The 25,650-nt window shown below is 41.9% G+C and carries 7 protein-coding genes and 1 other RNA gene; 4 read left to right on the top strand and 4 right to left on the bottom strand.

Annotation, left to right across the window (positions count from 1 at the left end):
* Nucleotides 1-180 precede the first annotated feature (180 nt).
* From N7U62_RS02065 to ssrA, 3 genes are all read left to right on the top strand, one after another.
* Nucleotides 181-18,177, top strand: coding sequence for a T9SS type B sorting domain-containing protein (locus tag N7U62_RS02065; RefSeq protein ID WP_264136214.1), 17,997 nt, complete (start codon nucleotides 181-183; stop codon nucleotides 18,175-18,177).
* Between the two features lie 7 nt (nucleotides 18,178-18,184).
* The gene (locus N7U62_RS02060) at nucleotides 18,185-19,111 is read left to right on the top strand and encodes a PorP/SprF family type IX secretion system membrane protein (RefSeq protein ID WP_264136213.1); all 927 of its coding nucleotides are present in this window, start codon (nucleotides 18,185-18,187) and stop codon (nucleotides 19,109-19,111) included.
* A gap of 388 nt (nucleotides 19,112-19,499) precedes the next feature.
* Nucleotides 19,500-19,896, top strand: a transfer-messenger RNA (tmRNA) gene (gene ssrA / locus N7U62_RS02055).
* Between the two features lie 64 nt (nucleotides 19,897-19,960).
* Here ssrA and N7U62_RS02050 read toward each other — a convergent pair.
* The 4 genes from N7U62_RS02050 to N7U62_RS02035 all read right to left on the bottom strand — a co-directional run bounded on the left by N7U62_RS02050 (nucleotide 19,961) and on the right by N7U62_RS02035 (nucleotide 24,566).
* Entirely contained in the window at nucleotides 19,961-20,917 is a 957-nt protein-coding gene (locus N7U62_RS02050; RefSeq protein ID WP_264136212.1) for a fatty acid desaturase family protein, read from the bottom strand.
* A 434-nt stretch (nucleotides 20,918-21,351) separates the two neighbouring features.
* Entirely contained in the window at nucleotides 21,352-21,732 is a 381-nt protein-coding gene (gene msrB, locus N7U62_RS02045) for a peptide-methionine (R)-S-oxide reductase MsrB (RefSeq protein ID WP_264136211.1), read from the bottom strand.
* A 36-nt stretch (nucleotides 21,733-21,768) separates the two neighbouring features.
* Nucleotides 21,769-22,140 carry a hypothetical protein gene (locus N7U62_RS02040; RefSeq protein WP_264136210.1) on the bottom strand — a complete coding sequence of 124 codons (372 nt, stop codon included), beginning with the start codon at nucleotides 22,138-22,140 and terminating at the stop codon, nucleotides 21,769-21,771.
* 2 nt (nucleotides 22,141-22,142) lie between these two features.
* On the bottom strand, nucleotides 22,143-24,566 hold the full coding sequence (locus N7U62_RS02035) for a penicillin acylase family protein (RefSeq protein WP_264136209.1): 2,424 nt from the start codon (nucleotides 24,564-24,566) through the stop codon (nucleotides 22,143-22,145).
* Between the two features lie 166 nt (nucleotides 24,567-24,732).
* Between N7U62_RS02035 and N7U62_RS02030 the strand changes: the two genes are divergently transcribed.
* Nucleotides 24,733-25,614: a MerR family transcriptional regulator gene (locus tag N7U62_RS02030; protein ID WP_264136208.1), complete on the top strand. Its 882-nt coding sequence runs from the start codon at nucleotides 24,733-24,735 to the stop codon at nucleotides 25,612-25,614.
* Nucleotides 25,615-25,650 lie beyond the last annotated feature (36 nt).

The raw sequence follows: 25,650 nt of genomic DNA, 5'->3' as shown, positions 1-25,650 counted from the left end.
GAAAAAGCAACTTCTATTTGTCATATTTCATATCAAAATAGTACACAATGCTTATTTTAGCCATGTGAATAGTATACATTATACATATAATGGGGATTCTCTAGTAGAATTAGATCAAATTGGGCCGGGTTACCTTTTAACCTTAATACGCATAAAAAGTAGAACTTTTTTTTCAATCCTATGAATAGCTATAGAAAGATAATCTTTATCCTTCCACTCCTGTGTATCTCCCTGATAGCTTCGGCACAAGAAATTTGTGACGATGGTATAGACAATGACAATGACGGTTTCATCGACTGTTACGATGGTGATTGTTCTGGGGATGCGCAGTGTCTGGAGTTTTATTTTGGTAACGCCATCAATTGTGAAAGTGAGGCTACTTCCAACCCGACCTTCGATGTGAGACTCCAATGGGGCTCAGATGATGAAACAGCGTTTAATACTGCAAACCCTGCAGTAGGTGATATTGATGGTGATGGTACTCCTGAAGTAGTAGTAACCAACCGCGAGAACAATACACTTACCATTTTGGATGGTGCGACTGGTTCTACCCAAGAAGGTCCAAGGAATGTAGGATTTGATATTGCGCATACTGTAGCTATAGCTAACCTCCGCGATGACGATTGTGGAGAAATATTCGTTAGAGGATTTAAGAATGGCAATTTGGCCATGTATGACTGTGAGCTTAACCAAATGTGGGCAACCACTTCAAATACAGGAGATAAAGTAGGATTGATATCTCTTGCAGATTTTGATGGTGACGGTGTGGTTGAATTACTTCATGGAAACGAAATTAGAAATGCACATACAGGTGCAGTAATTATTGCGGGCACAGGTGATTTTAGAACTGAGGTACCTCATGGTACTGTAGCTATTGATGCACTTCCTGATGGCGCTTGTACCAACTGTCAAGGCCTGGAAATCGTAGCGGGCGGAAAAATCTACAGTGTAAATATAGCTACGGCCACACGCACGCTAGAAAGAGACATCAACGACATCCTTCCAGCAGATGGACAATATGCCATTAAATACAATGACTGGAACTTTAACTCTTCTTCGGTTACAGATTACAATCTTGACGGCAATGTAGATGTAATCTTCAGTGGTGGTCAGTTTGTAAGTGGCAACCTTTGGACTACTGTATTTTTCTGGGATGTCACAAATAACGGAGTACTTACCTACAACCTTCCCGAAAATCATGATCATGCAACGGGTCGTATCAACATAGCTGACATTGATGGTGATGGATCACTTAACTGTACATTTAACTCCAAACAACGAATATATGCCCTGGATGAAAACATGCAGGAGTTTTGGATCAAAGATGTAAATGAAGGTACTTCAGGATTCTCTGGTAGTACTGTTTTCGATTTTGACGGAGATGGTGCACATGAGATCGTTTATAGAGGAGAAGACTACATCCATATCATAGATGGTTCTTCTAAAACCTCCTTGAAAACCATTAGCTGTACGTCACAGACCTTTGAAGAGTACCCTTTAGTTGCTGACGTGGATGGTGATGGTCAAACTGAAATTTGTGTGGCCTGTTCTACTGATAACAACACACCCGTCTCTCCTTACGAAAATGGAAAGTATGGTCAGATTCGAGTTTATGAATCCAATGGTGAAAACTGGCAGCCTTCTCGTGCAGTATGGAACCAGCATGCTTACTTCAATGTCAACGTCAATGATGACCTGACCATTCCTATCACACAACAGGATATGACAAAAATCTTCCAATCCTGTGAAGGTAGCACCAACCCAGAAAACAGACCTCTGAATAACTTCTTAGGTCAATCTCCTTATTTGGACGAAACCGGTTGTCCTTCTTTTGTAAGTCCAGATATCGAACTGGTGAGTATCACCAATGTAGGAAGCGCGGCTTGTCCTGAGGTAAACTTTAATGTAAGTGTTACGATTCAAAATGCAGGAGATGTAGTACTAGCTGGTAACCTGCCTATTACATTTTACGAAGGAGCTCCTAATGATGCCAGCTCAACTAAATTGAACACAGTAGTGACCAGTATTTCTGGATTCGACATTGGAGAGTCAATGACCATTACTGCAGAAGTAGAAGGAACGGGCGGAGATTTTGACCTTTATGTATCTGTCAACGATGATGGAACTCAGGATGTGCCAGTAGCAAGCTTCTTTAGACCACTGACTGAATGTGAGGACAATAACAATATTGATTTTGTAGCTGTTACTTCTCAGACTTTTGATATTCAGCACGAAATCATTAGTCATAATGCTAAATGTGACCCTACAAAACCTAACAATGGAGATGCAAGAGTGTATTATTTCGGTACTACTTCTGAAACTTCCGAGGTGGTATATGAAGAGACCTTCGATGATTTGACTCCTGGCACTGAAGTAGATAATGGAACTTCAGCTTGGTCATTCACAGAAACACCAAACAATGCAGATAACCTTGAAGTGTCTAACACCGGGTTGTCTTTTGAACTATTCTTTGCGGATACAGATGGAGAAGCGGTTTGGGAGACTGCCGAAATAGATATTTCCAGTTACCAATCAGTTGATTTCTCCATTGATTTAAAATCAAGTGCATCTGCAGGATCTAATGACTACTTAAGAGTTTATTCTGTAATCGACGGTAATAAAACCAGCTTGACAGATGGACTTCAGAGTGGAAACTTTGGAACCATCACTGCAACTGGATCTGGTGCTGGTACCACCATGAAAATAGTAGCAGAAGTTAGAAATAACTCAGACGATGAATTCTATTATCTAGACAATGTATTGGTGGAAGGTGTAACAGATGCTCAGTCTGGAGAAATCACTGCAGGCTTTGACTTCTACTGGTTTCAAGCGAACAACTTCAATGACACCATTTATACAGGAAACAGAATTGCTACTTTAGCTTCTGGTACTTATCAGGTAGTAGCAGCATCTCAAACTAACTCTTGTGTCTCCGCTGTTGAAGAAATTGTAATTACTACAACAACAGATGCTCCTGTAGTAGAAATCGTTAAAACGCAAGACTTTACTAATTGTGGATCTCCAGATGGTATTTTGGATGCCTACGTAATCGAAAATGGCGTTCAGGTAACCGACGGTTATACTTTCACCTGGTACATTGGCAATGACTTCACGACTGTGCAGAGTGTAGGTTCTTCAGCAACAGGCTTGTTGGCCAGAACTTACTCTGTCGTGGTTACTGATAATACTTCAGGCTGTGAGACAACTGCCTCAGAGGATGTTACAACAAGTGTAACACTACCTGTTATTTCTGTTGCTACTCTAACCAATGTGACTGACTGTATCTCCAGCAATGGTGAAATCAAAGTAGAAACAGATCAGAATGATGTAAAATATACTTTCTACTGGTACGACGGACAAGGCATAAAAGCTACTCCTGATTACTCAGGTACAGGTAATGCAGGTTCAGGTGCTTCGGGACAATTCCGCAAAAACCTTGCTCCGGGCTGGTACACAGTGGTTGCACAACATACAGAAAACCCAAATCCAACTTTTTGTTACACAGAACCTATCATGGTTGAGGTTCTAGATGAATCTGGTGCCCCTGAATTGAGTGTAGATGTAAGAGATAACCAGTCATGTAGTGAAAATGGTAGTGGTAGCGCTACTGCGACAGTGGTAGGTGGTGATACTGAGGATTATACTTTCCATTATTATTCAGGTTCATCTGTGATAGCTGAGAATGAAATTTTCACCGTATCTGGCACCAACAATCAGACTGCCCTCCTTTTAGATGCAGGCCAGTATTTGGTCACTGCTACTGATGCTAGTAACTGTACTGGCAGACTTCAGTTTACAGTAGAGGATGACATTTCATATCCAACAAACCCAACCAATACAGATGACATTGTTATTGTTCCAGCTATTTCATGTAATGGAACTGTGATTTCGGCAGGATCGATTGATGCTTCTGCCCTATCGCTAGACGCGGTAGATACAGATGAATATGAGGTGGTTGAAAATGGTAGTTTTGAAGTACCTGACACTAAAGATCCGGCCAACGCTGCTTTTGTTGAAGCTGGAGGCCCAATTGGAGCAACCAATTGGTTCTACATCGATCAAGCCAACACAGATGGATGGAGTACATATAACGACCGTGCAGGAGAGCAATACAGTAATGTAATCGAGATTCACCCTAACGGATTCAATGGAGGCTTTCAAGCCTATGAGGGGCAACAGTGGGCAGAAATCAATGCGCATTATTTTGGGACACTCTACTTTGACGTAGTAACTAAACCAGGAATCCGTATGTCCTGGGGATTTGCTCACAGAGCTCGTAGAGGAGGTGGAGAAGATGTAGTTGCCCTTCTAATTGATGATGTGGCTGTTGGTGATGCGGGTACTGAAATCGGTCGCTTTTCATCAGACAATTCTCAATGGAACTACTTCAGTGGTGATTACACCATTCCTGATGGTCAAACGTCAACCAGATTCCAGTTCAAGGCGATTTCTTCTGCAACTAACAATGAGTTAGAAGGTAACCTTCTTGATGGTATTGTTTTCGAAGTAGCAGAATATTACTACGAATTGTATCAGGGTGGAAACAGTTCTGGAACTCCTATAGCTGAAAACACAACTGCGGTATTTGAAGGATTGGATCCAGGAACTTATACCATTTCTGTAGTCAATAACATCTCGGGTTGTCCTGCGGAGGATATTACTGTATTGGTAGAAGAAGCTGATCAGGAGCCTGTAACAGTTAAACAACTCAGTACGTCTGACGAATACTGTGTAGGTGGAAATGGTACGCAAAATGTAGTCGCATCTACAAACCCACTTATTGGCGAGCCTGTCAATGGATATGATTTCACCATCTATACTGGTACTGATATAACTGCTACTCCATATGCAGGACCTATTACTGATATGGATGGAGATTATACCTTCACTGGTTTGGCTAATGGAAGTTATACCATATTGGTTGCCAACAACGACAATAATTGTGATGTCACTACCACCACCACAATTGGAACCAATTCGGTTGATCCAATTTTCGCTACTCCGATCATCAGTGATCAAAGTAATTGTTCAGGTACACCAAATGGATTTGCGAGTGCCAGAATATTTGGAGAAAGCAAAGAAGATTATACCTGGTCATGGACTGATATATCTGACAATCCAATCACTGGCAAAACCAGTGTAGATGCTAGCGTGGATGGCACTGCCAATACCATTTCTGGAATGGCAGCAGGTACTTATAAAGTGACCGCATTTAACACCGAAACGGGATGTTCTGTAGGCCCTGAAGAAGTAACTATTGGCTACACTCCTATCTACCCATCTGTTAACTTAAATGAAGTAGCGGCCAATACTGGTTGTACCATTGGTAATGGTTCGCTTGAAGCATTTGCCGTAGATGGTGGGTTGAATACACAGGACAACCATACTTTTGAATGGTACATCGGATCATTCGCTGCTGTCTCTGACCTGGATTCAGAAACTCCATTAACCGATGGAGATGATGCGGGCAATGGATCTGTTGTGGCTTTATCCGGAACGAACAACTCCACGATCTCAGGATTAAACGCTCCATCTGGAAACGCTACTTATACAGTAAAGGTGACCAAAACTGATGGGGGTTGTGCAAACATCTCTACAATCACCTTGAGTTCAGCTCCAGTTGCACCAATCGTAACCAGCGCGACTGCTGTAGTTACTCCTGTTAATTCTTGTATTGGATCAACTACTTTCCCTGAAGGTGAAATTGAAATCATTGATGTAAACACAGATGGAAGCTTCACCGATCAAGTGAATGACTACACATACACCTGGAGAATCGGAGGCAGTACTGGAACTATCATCAATGATGGTGACAACATTGGAACATTGAAAGGTGGTACAGCAGCAGCTATTACCGTAGCAGATGCTACTACCAATCATATTAAGAATTTGGATGCTGGCACCTACTATGTAAGTGCTACGAATACAGCAACTGGTTGTGCTTCTGCCTATGTAACCGTAGAAGTAACAGAGAGCTTAGCTTCGATTACTTTGGGTGAAAATCCTGGAACAGATCAAACCGCTTGTACAGGAGATCCAACAGGTAGTACAGAGATCACAGCTACTTCTGCTGCAGGCACTGATACTTTCTCATTCGAATTCTTCAATGGACAAAACACGGATGCAGCTAACCAACTGCCAATCGCTTCTGACCCTAATTTGGATCAGGTATCGATTGCCAATGCTTCTGGTTCGACAGCTGCTCAGATATCAGCACTGCCACAAGGAACTTATACTGCTCTTGTAACCAATGAAGTTACAGGTTGTACGGATGAGATTGAATTTACAATAGACAATAATCTGGTAGATCCAATTATTGACAATACTGAAGCTACGGATGTCACTATCACAGAAGTGACTCAATGTAGCGGAAGTACGGCATTCGCAGATGGACAAATTCAATTGAATGATGTAACAGGTGCTGGGTTCAATGATGAAGTGAATGACTATACTTATAGATGGTATATCGGTAATTCAAATACAGGAACTCAAATCACTGATGGTACTGATATTGAAACGCAAAAAGGTAACACTCCAATAGCCACTGTTGCGGTTGCTGGTGCAACTACCAATCACATTCAAAACATCAGTGCGGGTCTATACACGGTAGAGGCTATTAATAACACTACAGGTTGTACCTCAGCAACAGTAACAATAGAAATGACAGAGAATCTCCTGCCTATTACTATGACAGAGACTCCGATTTCAGATCAAATCTCTTGTACTGACGCTTACACAGGTGAAACGCAAATCAATGCAACTAACACTGATGGAGACACTTTCAACTTTGAGTTCTTCATTGGCACTAGCACTAATGCAGCAGATAAGTTAGGAGTAGCACCTAGAAATGCAGAAGCCAATTACGATCAAGTAGTGATCAGCAGCGCCTCAGCATCTAATGCGGCTACAATTGCACAACTACCAGGTGGAACTTATACCGCAATGGTGACTAACACCACAACCGGATGTACGGAAGAATTAGAATTCACTATCGATAACAATCCTACGGATCCTGTTATTGACAATGCTGACGCAGGTGATATTACAGTCACTCCGGTGAATGTTTGTAGCGGTGGTGCAGCTTTCGCCAATGGACAAATCCAATTGAATGATGTGACTGGTGGAGGATTTGACGATGAAGTCAATGACTATACTTATAGATGGTATATTGGTAACTCCAATACTGGTACTCAGATCACAAACGGTTCGGATATTGAAACTCAAAAAGGAGTTACACCTGCTTCAAACACTAATGTAACTGGCGCAACTTCTAATCATATCCAAAACTTAAGTACTGGATTCTATACTGTGGAAGCAGTAAATAGTACAACTGGGTGTATCTCTGCTACAGTGACAATTGAGGTGACTGAGGATCTCTTACCAATCACTATGACAGAGACTCCGATTTCAGATCAAATCTCTTGTACTGACGCTTACACAGGTGAAACGCAAATCAACGCTTCTAATACAAATGGTGATACTTTCAACTTCGAATTCTTTGTAGGCTCTAGCACGAATGCAGCTGATAAATTAGGCGTAGCACCAAGAAGTGGAGAAGCAAATTATGATCAAGTGGTGATTAGTAGCGCTTCATCTTCTAATGCAGCTACTATCGAACAACTACCAGGTGGTGTATACACTGCTTTGGTAACTAACACTACCACTGGTTGTACAGAAGAATTAGAATTCACCATCGATAACAATCCTACGGATCCTGTTATTGATAATACTGAAGCTGCAGATGTTACCATTACTCCAGTAACCGTATGTAGTGGAGTTACAGCTTTCGCGAATGGAGAAATTCAATTGAACGATGTGACTGGAGGTGGATTTGATGATGAAGTCAATGACTATACATACAGATGGTACATCGGGAACTCCAATACTGGTACTCAAATAAATAATGGTACTAATATTGAAACGCAAAAAGGTGTAACACCAGCGGCCAACGCTGTAGTGACTGGTGCTACTAGCAATCATATTCAAAATCTAAGTGCTGGTTTATATACGGTTGAGGCAGTAAATACTACTACAGGGTGTATTTCCGCTACTGTGACGCTAGAAGTGACTGAAGATCTCTTACCTATCACTATGACAGAGACTCCGATTTCAGATCAAATTTCTTGTACTGACGCTTACACAGGTGAAACGCAAATCAATGCAACTAACACTGATGGAGACACTTTCAACTTTGAGTTCTTCATTGGCACTAGCACGAATGCAGCTGACAAATTAGGTGTAGCACCTAGAAATGCAGAAGCAGATTACAACCAAGTAGTAATTAGCGGCGCTTCAGTCTCTAATGCAGCCACTATTGAGCAACTACCTGGTGGAACCTACACTGCAAGGGTGACTAACACCGCTACCGGATGTACGGAAGAATTAGAATTTACTATCGATAACAATCCTACGGATCCTGTAATTGACAATGCTGACGCAGGTGATATTACGGTTACTCCAGTGAATGTTTGTAGCGGAGGTACTGCTTTCGCCAATGGTCAAATTCAATTGAATGATGTGACTGGTGGAGGATTTGATGATGAAATCAATGACTATACTTATAGATGGTATATTGGTAACTCCAATACAGGTACTCAGATCACAAACGGTTCGGATATTGAAACTCAAAAAGGAGTTACACCTGCTTCAAACACTAATGTAACTGGTGCAACTTCTAATCATATTCAAAACCTAAGTGCTGGATTCTATACTGTAGAAGCAGTAAATAGTACAACTGGATGTATCTCTGCTACAGTGACCGTTGAGGTGACTGAGGATCTCTTACCAATCACTATGACAGAGACTCCAATTTCAGATCAAATCTCTTGTACGGATGCATTTACAGGTGAAACACAAATCAACGCTTCTAATACAAATGGTGATACTTTCAACTTCGAGTTCTTTATCGGTTCAAGTACAAATGCAGCTGATAAGCTAGGAGTAGCACCAAGAAACACAGAAGCAGATTACAATCAAGTGGTGATAAGTAGTGCCTCTGCATCAAATGCAGCTACTATCGAACAACTTCCAGGTGGTACTTATACAGCAAGGGTGACTAACACTACTACCGGATGTACAGAAGAATTAGAATTCACTATCGATAACAATCCTACGGATCCTGTTATTGATAATACTGAGGCGGCTGATGTAAACATCACACATGTAACTGTTTGTACAGGTGCTACCACTTATCCAAACGGTGCTATCGAGTTGACAGATGTAACCGGTGGTGGATTTGATGATGAAGTGAACGATTATACCTACAGATGGTATATTGGCAACTCAAATACAGGTACTCAAATAGATGACCTGGATGACATTGAAACGCAAAAAGGAAATACAGCAGTAACTCCTAATGTCTCTGGTTCTAGCACCAATCATATCCAAAACCTAAGTGCTGGTTTGTATACGGTTGAGGCTGTGAACAATACGACAGGTTGTATCTCTGCAACTGTCACAATTGAGGTAGAAGATCAAGCACCTACTTTCACTTTTACGGCTGAAGTAACTCAGGACAACTTTACTTGTGACTCTTCTAACCCAATTGGTCAGGTAACTGCCAATATCGATGCTGCAGACAATTCAGGATACACCATCGAATGGTACAGAGGAACCAATACATTGTCGAGCAATTTGCTACCTGCTGCCCTTGCTAGTGCAAGTGGTACTACAGATAGCGAAGGGAGCAACCATATCATCGATGGACTACCACAAGGTACGTACACTGTAAAAGTGATTCACGATGCGAGCCAGTGTTTCGAAACACAGGAGGTGACCATCAGACGTGCTTATCCAATATTCACAGTAAACATGAGCCAAACAGCTCAGAACGAATGTTTGCCAGCCAATGGTATCGCTAGAGTAGACAATGTATCTGTTACATATTCAGATGGAGGAACCGCACCAATTGGATATACTCCTAGTTATACTTATGCATGGTATCAAGGAGAGTCAGTGGCCGGCACTCTCCTATCGCAAACAACTGCTGAATTGACAGAAATCTCGGCTGGAGAAGGACTGGAAACAGGTTATTACACTGTAGTAGTCACTGACAACAACTCTTCTTGTAGCAGCAATGCAACCAGAATTGAGGTATTGGATAATACACCAGCTAGACCAACAGCTGATCTATCTGTGGGTGTAATCCCATCGAGTTGTAAAGCTGCTGGAGACATCACTGCTGACTTAGCAACGAATCCAGGCGGAAACAACATTGCATTCGAATGGTATGAAGGAACTGGTGACTATGATGTAGATCCAAGCTCAGGAACTCCACTTACAGATGGTGGTACCTTAACTGACACAGATTTCACAGTTTCTATTACTAGTACGACCGGTGGGTTGGGCACTGCAACAACCACAATTGATGGTATTGCACCTGGTCTTTACACAGTAGTAATGATCGATCAAACATCTGGATGTAGAACACAACAAGTATTTGATCTTCCATACATTGGACAACAAGCTACAACTACCATTGCGATCAAACACGTAGAGGAGTGTCCAGATAATGGAGAAGCTACGGTAGGCTTAGCAGATAATGTATCGATTGCTTACACAGGCGGATCAGGAACATTCGAAGATGGTGAAAATGTCACAAGTACTGGAGGAGCAACGGGTATCGTCAATAGTGATGATGGTTCAACATTGGTAATCACAACTACCTCTGGCGATTTCATCAATGGGGAGAATGTGACCGGTGATAACAGTGGAGCAACTACTTCTACTTCTACCACTGTTACTGATGGATACATCGATGGTCAGGTGGATGATATTTCTGAATACACCATTTATCTCTATGCTGGTGCTGGAGTACCTGCGGATAAATTTGCAACTTATACTTATGAAGGAGATACTTATCCCAAAACAATCTCTGGGGCAGGTTTATCCCCTGGAGATGAGGTAACCTTTACTGGTCTACCTGCTGGCACTTATACAGCTGTGGCTCAGCAAATCAGCAACCCTGCATTTGCACCAGGCAATACGGATCAATGTTTCTCTGCCTATGCTACAGATGCAATTGATCAAAGAGCCTTTGAGCCAATCCTAGACTCTTCATCAATCACGGCTAATACCAACTGTGATGAAGAAGGAGTTGCAGGTCAAGGACTCGGTGGTGACGGAAGCATCAGTGCAACGGTCATTAAATATCAAGGTGATTCCACTTTAGCCAATGATTTCCAATTTAGATGGTATATAGAAGGTTCAGAATCTCCAGGAGATGAAATTCAAACCAATGACAATGTATTGACATCTACTGCCAATGATCTGGGACCTGGTACTTATGTATTGCAAATTGAAAGAATGGGTCTAGTTGGACCAGCAGTCAATGGCTGTATGATAGAAGAAACATTCGTCGTACCTCATGAGCCTGTAGAGCAGCAAATTACCGCGACTGATATCACTCCTATCACAAATTGTGGTGGTACAGGTAGCATTGAGGTGACCGGCATTACTTCAGGAAATGTGGGTGATTATACTTTCACATGGCATCAAGGAACCTATGGAACTACTTTGGCTGAAACTGGCGCTACCCTATCAGGTGTGGCTGCAGGAACCTACTTTGTAGAAGCTAGATTAACTGGTACAGGATCGGATGGTTGTGCGACATCTCCGATTGAGTTAGAGATTGAAGACAATACCGTACTTCCGGACATTGTATTCACAGTGGATCAATTGGATTCTTACTGTGGAGATGCAATTACAGGAGGCGGTGATGGTCAAATCACTGCAAATGTCAATGGCCAATCTGCTGGAGACTATACTTTCGAGTGGTTCTACGGTTCAGGTACATCTACTACCCTAGCGGCTTCAGGAATTGTAACTCAAGGAACATCTGGAACCAACGGTCAAACCGCTACTGGGCTTCCTCAAGGAACCTATACAGTTAGGGTAACAGACAACACTGATCCAAATCAGACTTGTTTGAGCACAAAACAAATTACGCTTTCTGAAGATCTTCCTATCCTTTCAGTTACTGCCTCTCAGTACACCTTAGCACACAACACTAACTGTACTGACAATGGGTCGTTCCAAATTAATGACGTGCTAGAAGATGGAGCAGCACAAGGCTTGGCTAACTACACCTTCCTCTTTGAAGTTGCTGGTGGTGGAGCCCTTCCTGGTGGAGTGGTTGCTTCTTCCACTGGTGCTGCTACAGACGACAACAGATTGGATAACTTGCCTACAGGTGATTATCAAGTAACAATTACTAATGATGTTACTACTTGTGCAAGTACTACAGTATCATTCTCTATTGATGATAACACCGTAGATCCAAACATTGTATTCACTGTAGATCAATTGGATACTTATTGTGGGGATGCTACTACTGTCGGAGGTAATGGTCAAATTACTGCTAGCGTGAGTGGAGAAGCTGCGGCTGACTATACTTTCGAATGGTTCTATGGTACGGGAACAGGTACTACTTTGGCTGCTTCAGGAATCCCAACTCAGGGTACTTCTGGAACCAACGGGCAAACTGCTACTGGTCTTCCTCAGGGAACATATACAGTAAGAGTAACAGACAATACGGATCCAAATAATACTTGTGTGAGCACAAAACAAATCTCATTGTCGGAATCACTTCCGATCGTGACTGTGACGGCTTCTCAGTATACTTTGAATCACAATACTAACTGTACGGACAATGGTTCTTTCCAAATCAATGATGTCTTAGAAAACAGCATCGCGCAAGGTTTGGCTGGATATACATTCAACTTCCAGGTTGCTGGTGGTGGTGCATTGCCTGCAGGAGTTACGGCTTCTACTACTGGTGCAGCTACTTCTAACAATAGATTGGATAACCTGCCAACTGGTGATTATCAAGTAACCATTACCAATAACACTACTGAGTGTGCGAGTACAACTGTAGTATTCTCTATCGAGGACAATACGGTAGACCCGAACATTGTATTCACTGTAGATCAATTGGATACTTATTGTGGGGATGCGACTACTGTAGGAGGTAATGGTCAAATCACTGCTAGTGTAAGTGGAGAAGCTGCGGCTGACTATACTTTCGAATGGTTCTATGGTACGGGAACAGGTACTACTTTGGCTGCTTCAGGAATCCCAACTCAGGGTACTTCTGGAACCAACGGTCAAACCGCTACTGGCCTTCCTCAGGGAACTTACACGGTAAGAGTAACAGACAATACGGATCCAAATAATACTTGTGTGAGCACAAAACAAATCTCATTGTCGGAATCACTTCCGATCGTGACTGTGACGGCTTCTCAGTATACTTTGAATCACAATACTAACTGTACGGACAATGGTTCTTTCCAAATCAATGATGTCTTAGAAAACAGCATCGCGCAAGGTTTGGCTGGATATACATTCAATTTCCAGGTTGCTGGTGGTGGTGCATTGCCTGCAGGAGTTACGGCTTCTACTACTGGTGCGGCTACTTCTAACAATAGATTGGATAACCTGCCAACTGGTGATTATCAAGTAAGCATTACCAATAACACTACTGAGTGTGCGAGTACAACCGTAGTATTCTCTATCGATGACAATACGGTAGACCCGAACATTGTATTCACTGTAGATCAATTGGATGCTTACTGTGGGGATGCGACTTCTGTAGGAGGAACTGGCCAGATTACTGCCAGCGTAAGTGGAGAAGCTGCGGCTGATTATACTTTCGAGTGGTTCTACGGTGCAGGTACAGGTACTACTTTGGCTACTTCAGGAATCCCAACTCAAGGTACTTCTGGAACCAACGGTCAAACTGCTACTGGTCTTCCTCAGGGAACATACACAGTAAGAGTAACAGACAACACTGATCCAAACAATACTTGTGTGAGCACGAAACAAATCACTTTGTCGGAATCACTTCCGATCGTGACTGTAACGGCCTCTCAGTATACTTTGAATCACAATACTAACTGTACGGACAATGGTTCTTTCCAAATCAATGATGTCTTAGAAAACAGCATCGCGCAAGGTTTGGCTGGATATACATTCAACTTCCAGGTTGCTGGTGGCGGTGCATTGCCTGCAGGAGTTACGGCTTCTACTACAGGTGCGGCTACTTCTAACAATAGATTGGATAACCTGCCAACTGGTGATTATCAAGTAACCATTACCAATAACACTACTGAGTGTGCGAGTACAATCATTGCCTTCTCAATAGAGGATAACACAGTAGATCCTGACATTGTATTCACAGTGGATCAATTGGATTCTTACTGTGGTGATGCCGCTACTGTAGGGGGTACTGGTCAAATTACCGCTAGTGTGAGTGGCAATTCTGAATTGGACTACACTTTTGAATGGTTCTATGGTTCTGGAACTACGACTACTTTGGCTGCTTCTGGCATCCCTACTCAGGGGACTTCTGGAACCAATGGACAAACCGCCACTGGTCTTCCTCAGGGCACCTATACAGTAAGAGTAACGGACAATACTGATCCAAACAATACTTGTGTGAGTACCAAGGAAATCACGCTACAAGAAAACACTCCGGTGCTTTCAATCACGGATTCAGAGTACAGCCTGGTACACAATACCAACTGTACAAATGAAAATGGCACGTTTGAAATCACAAGTGTATTGGAAGATGGTATTGCACAAAGCATTGCGAATTACAGCTTCGATTTTGCTTCAGAAGGTGGTGGAGCACTACCAGCAGGAGTCAATGAAACTATCTCGGGTCTGGCTGTTGACAACAATGGTTTGGAAAACCTTCCTGCGGGGAATTATCAAGTAACAATTACAAATACTACATCTCAGTGTACAAGTAGCACAGTAGTGTTTACCATTGATGATAACACCATCGCTCCTACTGTAACAGCTACCACTACTGCAGATACTTACTGTGTGTTGGTTAGCAATGAGGGTACAGGTACATTGACTATTACTGGAGGCTCTGCAACGGATTACACTTACACCTGGTATAAGGGTACAGGTACAACAGATTTACTATCAGCAAACCTGGGTACTACAGGAGCAATCACTAACAGTGGATTGAACCTGACTGGTTTGGCGACTGGATCTTATACCGTAGTGGTAACAGATAACAATGCAACTGATAATAATTTCGGATGTACGACTACTGCTACCTTCCAGGTAGAAAACGATACAGAAACACACACTATCACAGAAGCTAACGTGACTGGCAATATCAATCATGTAGTGGATTGTGGAGGAAGTGATGGTAGCATTACGATCAACAATGCAGATGTAACAAGTGGAGATGTGAATGATTACACATTCGCATGGTACACCGCTAATCCTACTGTGTTAATCAGTGGAGAATCTTCTGCAACACTGTTGAACAGAGAACCAGGTGATTACCTTGTCGTAGCAACGCACAATGTAACAGGCTGTAGTACAGGTCAAGTGGCTTTCGAAATACTTGACAACTCTGTCGCTCCAGAAGTAACCATCACTGTCAATAGTGTGGATACAAGTTGTGATCCAGATGCCAATGAAGGTAATGGTGCATTGGATTGGACTATCACTAACGATGATGGAGGTAACTACACTTATCAGTGGTATGCTGGAGCATCAGTAGCAAGTGGTGTAGCGCTGACCGATAATGGAACCATTGCAGGTACTTCCGGTGGAGGTGTAACAAGTGGTACACTATCAGGAATCGACGGTGGAGCTTATGTTCTACTTGTGACTGACAATGCGACTCCAAGCAACTCTTGTTTCGTGGAAGCTACCCTATTGGATAGCTCAGGAGACCCAATGTTGCTGGAAGAGGATATCCCAGTATTCGAGATCTCTACAGTGAACAAAACAGAAAACACGAACTGTATCAATCCTAATGGTGAGTTTGAAATTACAGGCATCACTTCAGATGGTACGGCGGCTGCATTGACTGACTTTACATTCACAATCCAAACTTCTACAGGTGCTGCTCACGGTGGTACGGATGTAGGAAACGGACATGTAAGCAATCTCTCAGCAGGTAGATACCAGGTAATCATTGAGCACATCAGCTCAGAGTGTGCGGGATCGACCTATGAGTTCAGTATTCTGGATGAGAGCATGGCTCCTACTTTGACTTTCAACTTAGATCAGGCGAACGAATATTGTGTAGGTGGAAATGGTCAATTGACGATCACTACCAATGCAACCTCTCCTACTATCGTGTGGGATCACGGCCCAACTACCACTACGGTTTCTGGATTGGAAAGTCAGGAATATACAGTGACGGTCACTGATGGTGTAACTGGTTGTGTGATTACGGATAGCTATACTGTTCCTTTCGAACCAATAGATATTCAGTTGAGTCTGACTACAGATGTGATCATGACGCCAGCTACGACTTGTGCTCCGGCTAATGGTAGTATCGAGTTGACTAATATCAACCCTGATGCTCTGTCTGACTATACTTACTTCCTACACACTGGAACTTACACATCTGGTGCAGGTACTAACATGGGTACAACTCCTGTGTTTACCGGACTTGCGCCTAACATGTACTACATCGAAGCTTACAGCAACATTTCAGGTTGTATGTCAGATGTATTCCAGATTGAAGTAGAAGACGAAACAGCACCACCAGTAGTAGCACTAGCAGATTTCGATCAGGTGACTAATTGTGATCCTACGAATCCGAATGGTATGCTGACTGTAACTGCAGATGGTTCTACCAGCACAACAGATTATAGATTCCAATGGTTGAATGGACCGAACGATCCTACTTATGCAGGTATCGATGTAGGTAGCTACACCATCGAAGTAGAAAATCTGGCTACAGGCTGTATCACTACCGAAGTATTTGGAATGAGCTCCATCGCTGCTGAGCCACTATTACTGAATGTATCTACTACAGGCAATGAAAACTGTGTGGATCCAAATGGTATGTTGGCGATCTCAGTCACTAACTCTACTAACGAGACTGCAGTATTTGAATACTACATGGTCGCTGGTGAGGAATTTGACGAAGCGGTAATCACTCAGGCAGCTAATAACCTGAATGGTAATACAGCTAGCGAACTGGAACACGGTACTTATTCAATAGTGGTACTAGATGTAGACGGTGGATGTAGTTCTGATCCTAACATCATTCAGATTGAGGACAAGACCAACACCATGATGATGGAAATGATCATTACTCAGGATCATGCCTTGACTAAGTGTGATTTGACCAGGGCAGATGGACAGGCAACTGTAGTTTCTGTTCCAGATGAACCATCTAGATACACTTTCACCTGGCACGATGGACCAAGCTTGAGTGATCCAGTATTGGATTCAGCAGCATTCACAGTTCACCAGTTGATTGATAAAACATATACCGTTCATATGGTAGATAGATATACTGGTTGTGATATTACAGATCAAATCACCATCACGAATGAGACTGAAGAGGTTCCTCTTCCAACGATCAACGTGTTGAGTGACAGAACGAACTGTCTGACGCCAAATGGAGTCTTGAGAGCCTCTGTCAATGAGGTAACGACTGGATACACTTTCGAGTGGACTGATGTAACGAACACCACTATCAGCAACACGATTCTGGCTACTGGCCTGGATGAAGGTAGCTACAGTGTTCAAGCCACTGACACCAACACTGGTTGTGTGTCCGATGCAGCCACTGCGGAAGTTGTAGATGAGAGAGTGACCCCTAAATTCTCAGTAAAAACGACCGACTCACAATGTAACGAGTTGATCATGGGAACTAACGAGTATGTAGGTAATGGATCTGCTGATCTGGTATTCACTACTCCTACGATCATCGAAGACTTCTATTGGACGATGGATGATGGAACTGCGGCTATTGATACGGCAGATTATGCAAGTTTCATCAGTAGAGATGAGCGTTTGAGCGGAATTGGTCCGAACAGTTACCAGGTAATGGTGATTGACGAAAATGATTGTGCTTCAGATGTCGTTCCATTTGAAATATCAACAGAAATTAAGATCTTCAATGCCGTTACAGACAATGGTGATGCCTTGAACGATTACTTTAGAATCACATGTGCGGACAGGTTCCCGAACAACAAAGTGAAAATATTCAACAGATCAGGTACCTTAGTGTATGAAATCCGTTGGTATGAAGACGATGTGAACGGAAGAGTGTTTACAGGTAAGAGTAATACCGGCCTGGGTGGCGGTAAACAAGGATTGCCTCCAGGAACATATTTCTATATTTTTGATAAAGGTGAAGGGCAAGAGGGAGACGTAACTCAAGGATACCTCGAGCTGTTAAGATAAAATTTGGATGAAAAGATATAAAGTACTTCTGGTAACTAGTTTAGTTACACTAATGAGCTTGACAGGCGTTGCACAGCAACGTCCTGTCTTTTCTACTTACCCATACAACGGGCTCGCTTTGAACCCCGCCTATGCAGGAAGTCTGAATCTCTTTTCAGCCATTTTCACCAATCGAAATCAATGGGTAAACATTGAAGGCGCACCCGTCTATCAGTCACTGACAGCTCATACCACCTTCAAAGAAAACCAGGTAGGTACGGGGCTAAACGTAGTGCGCGATAAGATTGGTGTTCATGAGCAGTACAGTCTTTACGGAAGTTTTGCCTACAAGATCAGAACACAAATTGGTATTCTATCTATGGGATTACAAGCCGGTTTTGACCAAAGAACCTCCAACTTCAACGAGTTGGATTGGTTCAGTCAGGAAGATCCATTAGCTGTCTATGCCAATGATTTCAACCCAAATTTTGGTGCAGGGATATATTTTGCGAACAGGGATTACTTCATCGGAGCATCGGTTCCTTATATTCTAACACCTAAAATAGAGTACGAACAAGATGATATTCAAACTACAGGTATAGCATCGCGTTACTACTACGTCACTGGGGGATTCGTGAAAGATTTGAGCAGAAACCTAAAAATCAATCCATCTGTTCTCTTAAGATTACAAGACAAGACGCCTATTAGTTTTGACGTCAATGTCAATTTAATCATAAGTGAAATCGTATATGTGGGTGCTTCCTACCGTCATCAGGACTGTGTATCTCTCATGACGCAATTGGTATTGAACGAAAACTTTAGACTTGGCTATGCCTATGACATCCCAACTAGCGACTTGAATGGTTATACTGCTGGATCTCATGAGATTCTTCTCAACTATAGAATCAAATTGAAAACAAGCAAGAAAGATGGCTTGTGTCCAGTATACTTCTAAGGTTTTAAGACTTTGAAACAAGAAGCGTGTTGTTCAACTAAATGAGCAACACGCTTTTTTCATTTCTGTCAAATAGGTAAGCCATCTCCCCTACTTTACACAACAACTCTAAGATTCACTAGAGCTCTTAACCATGCTTTCATTTGGAAATAATTATTAACCAATCAGATTCTACTAGATTCATTCGATATTTCATCAGAGCCCACTCCTATTAACTCAATATCCTAATAACTATTAACTCCGGCATTTGCTAATGCATAAAATAGGCTAACCACAACCCTCGCAATTGCGTTAATTCTATAGTGGCTAAAGAAGATGTAGGAAGTCTATAGACTTTCACTTACATTTGCTGCCCTTCGCAGAGAAGGAAAAGTGATCTTTGAAATATGGGGCCGACCGGTATTGACAGTAAGTGTGAATATTGTACTTGCATGTCGGGTGTTGAGCAAGCACGCGTGATCAATTTGCTCAAATCATAATTGGCGAAGAATCTTACGCCATGGCTGCATAATTCCGAAGTTTAGTAGGAATTACTTATCCTGACCTTAGAGGCAGGACAGTCACATCCCTCCAGGCTTTTGTTTTACAAGGAGGATCAAGGGGTGTCGAATCGTAAAACTAGCTTGCGGTGATGTTGTTAACCAATAGCGAAGCTCTAACAACTGGCAGGAAAGGTAGGTAGTTATCCGCCAGCCCTCCTGTAAGATCATAAGCGATAACTAAGCATGTAGAGGGTCCAACATGACCTTATCTGGACGTGGGTTCGATTCCCTCCGGCTCCACTTATTGAAACAAAAAAGCCATTTACGATTGTAAATGGCTTTTTTTATTTTCTTATACTTTTGTCTTTTAGACTGCCACCGTATTTTGGCCTAATGCACGCATCATTCTGAAATGATCACAAATTGCATCCCAAAATGTAGGCTTAGTATTATAAGGAATTCCATATTTTTCCGCTTTCTCTAAAACAATTTTTGAAAGTTGCTTGTAGTGTACATGGCACACATGAGGAAGCAAATGATGCTCAATCTGAAAGTTCAAGCCTCCAATAAACCAACTAAAAACCTTACTTCTAGGTGCGTAATTGCTAGTAGTTACTAGCTGATGCACAGACCATTCATCCGGCATCATTCCTTTTTCGTCCGGGTTCGGAAATTCCGAACTAGGCATCACATGTGCAGTTTGGAACACTACTGATATAAACATACCCGTAAAAAAATGCATAAACAAGAAAGCACCTACCACCAACCATGGTGAAACCGGTAACATAATAATCGGAATAACTAAAGAGTAACTATAGTATATCACCTTCCATAAGATGGTTTTAGCCAATTCTTTAAAAACATCATGCTTTTTCTTAAAGTACCCTATTTTTTTATACCTATTGATCCGAACAAAGTCTTTGGCTGTAACCCAAATCAAGGTTAGAAAACCATAAAAGAACCAAACATAAAAATGCTGATATTTATGCACGCGGTGATGTTTGGTATTGGGTGAAAACCGAAGAAAAAACGGCATATTGATATCATCATCAGACCCCTCAATATTTGTATAAGTATGGTGCAACACATTGTGCTGGATTTTCCATACTGAGGCATTCGCACCAATAATATTGATCGAATAACCCAAAACCTTGTTAACCCATTTGTTTTGAGAATAAGAACCATGCAAGGCATCATGCATGACGCCCATACCTATACCTGTCATACCCAAACCACTGACCAGATAAAGTAAAAAGACCATCCATCCTGACTGGACTACTCCAATAGATAAGATGATAAGTGGAACAAAAAATAAAAGGAGCATAAAAACGGTTTTGGTAGCCATATTGGCATTTCCATATCGCTTAATGTTACTTGAGGCAAAATATGCCCTGACGCTGCTTCTAAGTTCTTTTGAGAACTCAGCATGAGCTTCTGTTTTTGAAAATCTAAGATGCTTGATAAAAAAAGTATTTATTGGAGCTGAATATTATTCTGTAAAAACCAGTTATTTGAGCTCAACCCTTACTCAAAAGACACTATAAGCTATAAAATAGAGATGCTAACCAATAAGAGATAGGCCCATACAATGTGTATATGGCAATTTACCATGTTTTTCTCTCCAAACCCTGAATTGGCAAGAATAACTTTTATAAATAACAGTTATTAGTCTTTGAAAACCTGATTAAGATTATGGCTAACAGGATGGGCTTCTTTACTTAAGCCCTAGTAAGATATGTTCAAAGGGAATTGGTATTTCTATTCCGTAAAGTCAATAGAGGCAGAATTGATACAGTACCTAAGGCCTGTGGGTTCAGGACCATCTGTAAAAACATGACCCAAGTGCCCTCCGCAATTAGAGCATGTAACTTCTGTCCTCACCATACCATGCGAATAGTCAGCGTGTCGATTGATATGCTTTTCGTCGCTGGGCTGAAAGAAACTGGGCCATCCACATCCCGCATCAAATTTAGTATCAGACTTGAACAGCTCCTGCCCACAACCTGCGCAGTGATATTGTCCTTGCTTGTCAAAGTCCCAGTACTTTCCAGTAAAAGGTCTTTCAGTCCCTTTTTTTCTTAATATTTGGAATTGCTCAGGGCTCAATTCAGCTTTCCATTCTTCTTCTGACTTTTCCATGCTTGCTTCTACGTCTGATTCGCTAGAGAGATACTACTAACTATAAAAACTTTTCTCTTTTTTCTTGATGAAGATTTTCCTGAAGCTATTACCCGTGAAGGCGCCCAAAGCACCAGCGACTCCACCCAAAACACCTGTGGCTATGATCAACATATTCACATCATCTACTGGAAAAAGTTCGACTATCTTAGAAGACATAATCGAATTGGTTTCAACATCAATCTTCCACGCCATCACCATCCACAACAATCCTCCGCCTAGCAAGCCGCTCAGCAATGCATTGAAACTACCCGCAGGCAACAGAAAACAAATAATACCAGCCACCAAAATCAAACACCACCAGGGCATGATCAGTGACAGCAAAAAACTCAGGCCAGCAATGGATACAAGTCTTATTATAAATAGCATGCTTATTCTGATTTTAAAGTTTGAGTGAATACAATTTTAGGATTCTCGATCTGAACCTCATCCCAAAAATTGAGTCGATAATATTTACCGCTGGCCCAGTCATTTATCATCTCACCATAAGATGGATTTCCAGGATTTCCAGATTGGCTACCTGGATACACACCCCATGCCCGCACCTGATCAGGGCTGAGTTCCACAACCATTCGCCATGAAGGCCCATGTCCTCTACTGGCTGCATTCACTATATTTCTATCCCCCCCGATTTCAATCTGCTCAAAGGAAAATGGCTCCAATTTCAGCAAATGTCTGGCTCCTGTGTTTTTGTATAGATACCAATCCGCACGCTCTTGCTCATTTTCAAGCTTCCATCGATCTACTTTTGCCACAGCAGAGTCAAATGCCTGATTCACTAAACTCACAGCCGTTTCCCTTGACGAAGTTTTCTGAACATCAAAATACTTGTTGCCAGGATCTGTGTTCATCAGATGAATGGTATTGAAGACATGGGGCCTTTTAAGTGCCATATCTTCCCGGTCAAATTCATCCCAAACGAGTCGATAAAAAGTATCCCACCAGGCGCTGTAATAGCTTGGAGCTTCTATTTTAGGATCGTTGAAGTAATCCCAACGTCTGAGAATATTATAAGCAGCAGCTGCTTTGGCAGACATACTCGCTGTATCCAGGCTGTCCAGCATCATAGGGAGACTCTCTGATGCTCTGTAATTATAGTTATCATTCTGCAACTTCATCATATCCCCTACCTCTATGTTAGACATCAGTTTGAGTCGATCATTGATCCGTCTGTTGCGATAAAACTCGTAATTGTAATCGTAGACATAATAGGGATAAGTCGAATCCACCGGATGTTGATTGGCAGAACTAAGAAACCCTTGCTCAGGATTTTTCATGTAGGCCTTTTGCATGTGTGGAATATCACCATACCACTCATTGTCAGACTCTGTTCCATCTAGAAGGAACTTACCCTGGGTTTTCCACTTGATTGGAAAACGACCATTGACCCACATAGCAATATCTCCGGATGCCGAAGCAAACGCAAAGTTTTGAGCGGGCGCTTGAAAATACTGAAGCGCATCTACATAATCATCATAGTTTTTAGCCCTGTTCAGGAGATACAAAGTATACACCTCTAAGGTTGCCTCATGAGCGGTCCACTTCATCGCTAGATTTAGTTTCTCCCCATTCCCTTCAAAGTTGTAATCATAGACTACTGGACCATAGTGAGTATGAACTATGGTATCATATACACTTTCTTTCCCTCTTACCTTGATTTCTTCTACGACTTTTTCCGTTTTCAACCACTTGTTCTCATATAGGTACTCCTCTCTCCTATCATTCCTGAATTGGATTTTGTACCAGTCCACTACATCTCGCTTGGCATTGGTCACACCCCAGGCTATCGAGTCATTAAAACCAACTACAACGCCAGGTGCTCCAGGGATGGTTGCACCAAAGACGTTCACTCCTGGCGCCTTCAATTGATTGACATACCAGATCGAAGGCAGGTTTAAAGCCAGGTCAGGCTCATTGGCCAACATGGTACGACCATTGGCTGTTTTTTGTCCCGAAACTACAAAGTTGTTAGAGCCATTTCGAGGATCTGGCTTATCCATTGTAGAAACTATTGTATCAGTAGGCCATGCCTTGTCAGGTTTCTCCACCTTAACTGATTCAAAGTCCCATTCTCGCTCACTAGGAATGACTGGATCTATGGATGGAAAACTTTCAGGAAATAACATTTCAAAATCAGCCGCACCCAACAATTGATAGGCATTGGTATTTTCCAAATCTGCCTCTCCTGAAGACAACATATCTGCCATATATTTGAGCAAAAGGCATGACTTCAACACGCTCCACTCTTCCGGCTGGTAATCTAGCAGCTTATATTCTATAGGGTAATCTTCGTAATCCAGGGAATTGATATAATGATTGACTCCATCTGCATAAGCCTGCATCATTTCCTTCACCTCCGGATTAGCCTCCACCAATTCTAAAGATCGCTTGGCAGCATACTTTAATCCTTTTCTCCTATTTCTCTTATCAAACTCTAACGCACGATCACCCACTATTTCGGACAAACGCCCTTCAGTAGCCAGGACTTGAAACTCCATTTGCCATAGTCTATGGCTAGCGGTGGTATATCCCTGTGCAAAATACAAGTCATGATTATTTTCAGCATAAATATGCGGAATCACTTGTTCATCAAATTGGATGGTTACATCTGACTTGAGATCCTCCGCTTTGAGTTTCTTGTCAAAATCAATTCTCTCACTTTCTCCGTTTTGCCAAAAACCAGTAAAAGGGCTCATGAACCTGCCTAAAGGCGGAATTTCACCTTGCTTAAAATTGACATAAGAAATAAAAGAAATCGTAAGAATCAGTGCTATTACAAACCTGAATACCTTCATATCGGATGTTACTAATTGAAAGGTCTAAGATATGACAGATGCACATCGTAGACAAAGCTGGGAATAATAAGTTTTAAATAATCTATAAGCGGCTTGAACTATATAGCCTTAGATTGTGTAAATTTCGCCTTAAAACTATTGACAACCCTCATTATTCTTACTGAGTTTGGGAAAATATTCGATTAAGGAACTAGAAAGGCTATCAGGAATTAAGGCTCATACGATTCGTATTTGGGAGAAGCGGTATGATTTAATACGTCCTTTTAGAACGGATACCAATATCAGGTATTACAATGATGATCAACTCAAAAAAATCCTAAATGTGTCCTCCCTGGTCAATTTAGGATACAAAATCTCCAAAGTGAGTAAAATGGGCGTTGAGGAAATGACTCATTTGCTTGAAGAATCTCAAAATGGTATTCAGCTGGATCAGCAGATTGAAATAGAACTGCATCGATTGATTGAACCATGTATGAATTTTGACGAACCTCTCTTGGATGAAAGAATCAACGAACTCATTGACAAGACCAGTTTGATAGAGGCCTTTGGTCAGGTATTCTTTCCATTGCTCAATAGAATCGGATTTCTCTGGGCCACCAATAGGGTATCTCCAGCCCACGAGCATTTTTTATCGAACAAACTCATGCAAGTGCTCTATTCTTCAATGAATATGAGAACAAACAATGGAGAAGCGGGCAAATACCTTTTGTTCTTACCCGAATGGGAAGAACACGAAATGCTGTTGCTATTCAGCAACTATGTCTTGAAAAAGCACGGTTTCTCTACCATATACATTGGCAAAAGGGTGCCCGTAAAAAATCTGATCGAAACAATTAATCAGGCCCAGCCTATCGGACTGCTTTCTATCCTCATCAGTCCGAATTTTGACACAGATATTAAAAAATATTTCGAAGAGTTGTCTAAATTGAAGAATGTGCCAAAACTCATCATGGGCGGGGATAAAAGTTACGTTCACCATTTCGAAAACTTCCCGAAAATGACTTGGGTTCAAAGTTCAGATGAACTTATTGACGCAATTTCCGTTTAAAAAATTCGGTAATTTGTTAAACAGTCTTATTTTCGC

Origin of the sequence: Reichenbachiella ulvae (genome assembly GCF_025833875.1) — a bacterium.
GTDB lineage: Bacteria > Bacteroidota > Bacteroidia > Cytophagales > Cyclobacteriaceae > Reichenbachiella > Reichenbachiella ulvae.
The sequence above is the reverse complement of the archived record's forward strand: the minus strand, read 5'-3'. Positions and strand labels throughout refer to the sequence as shown.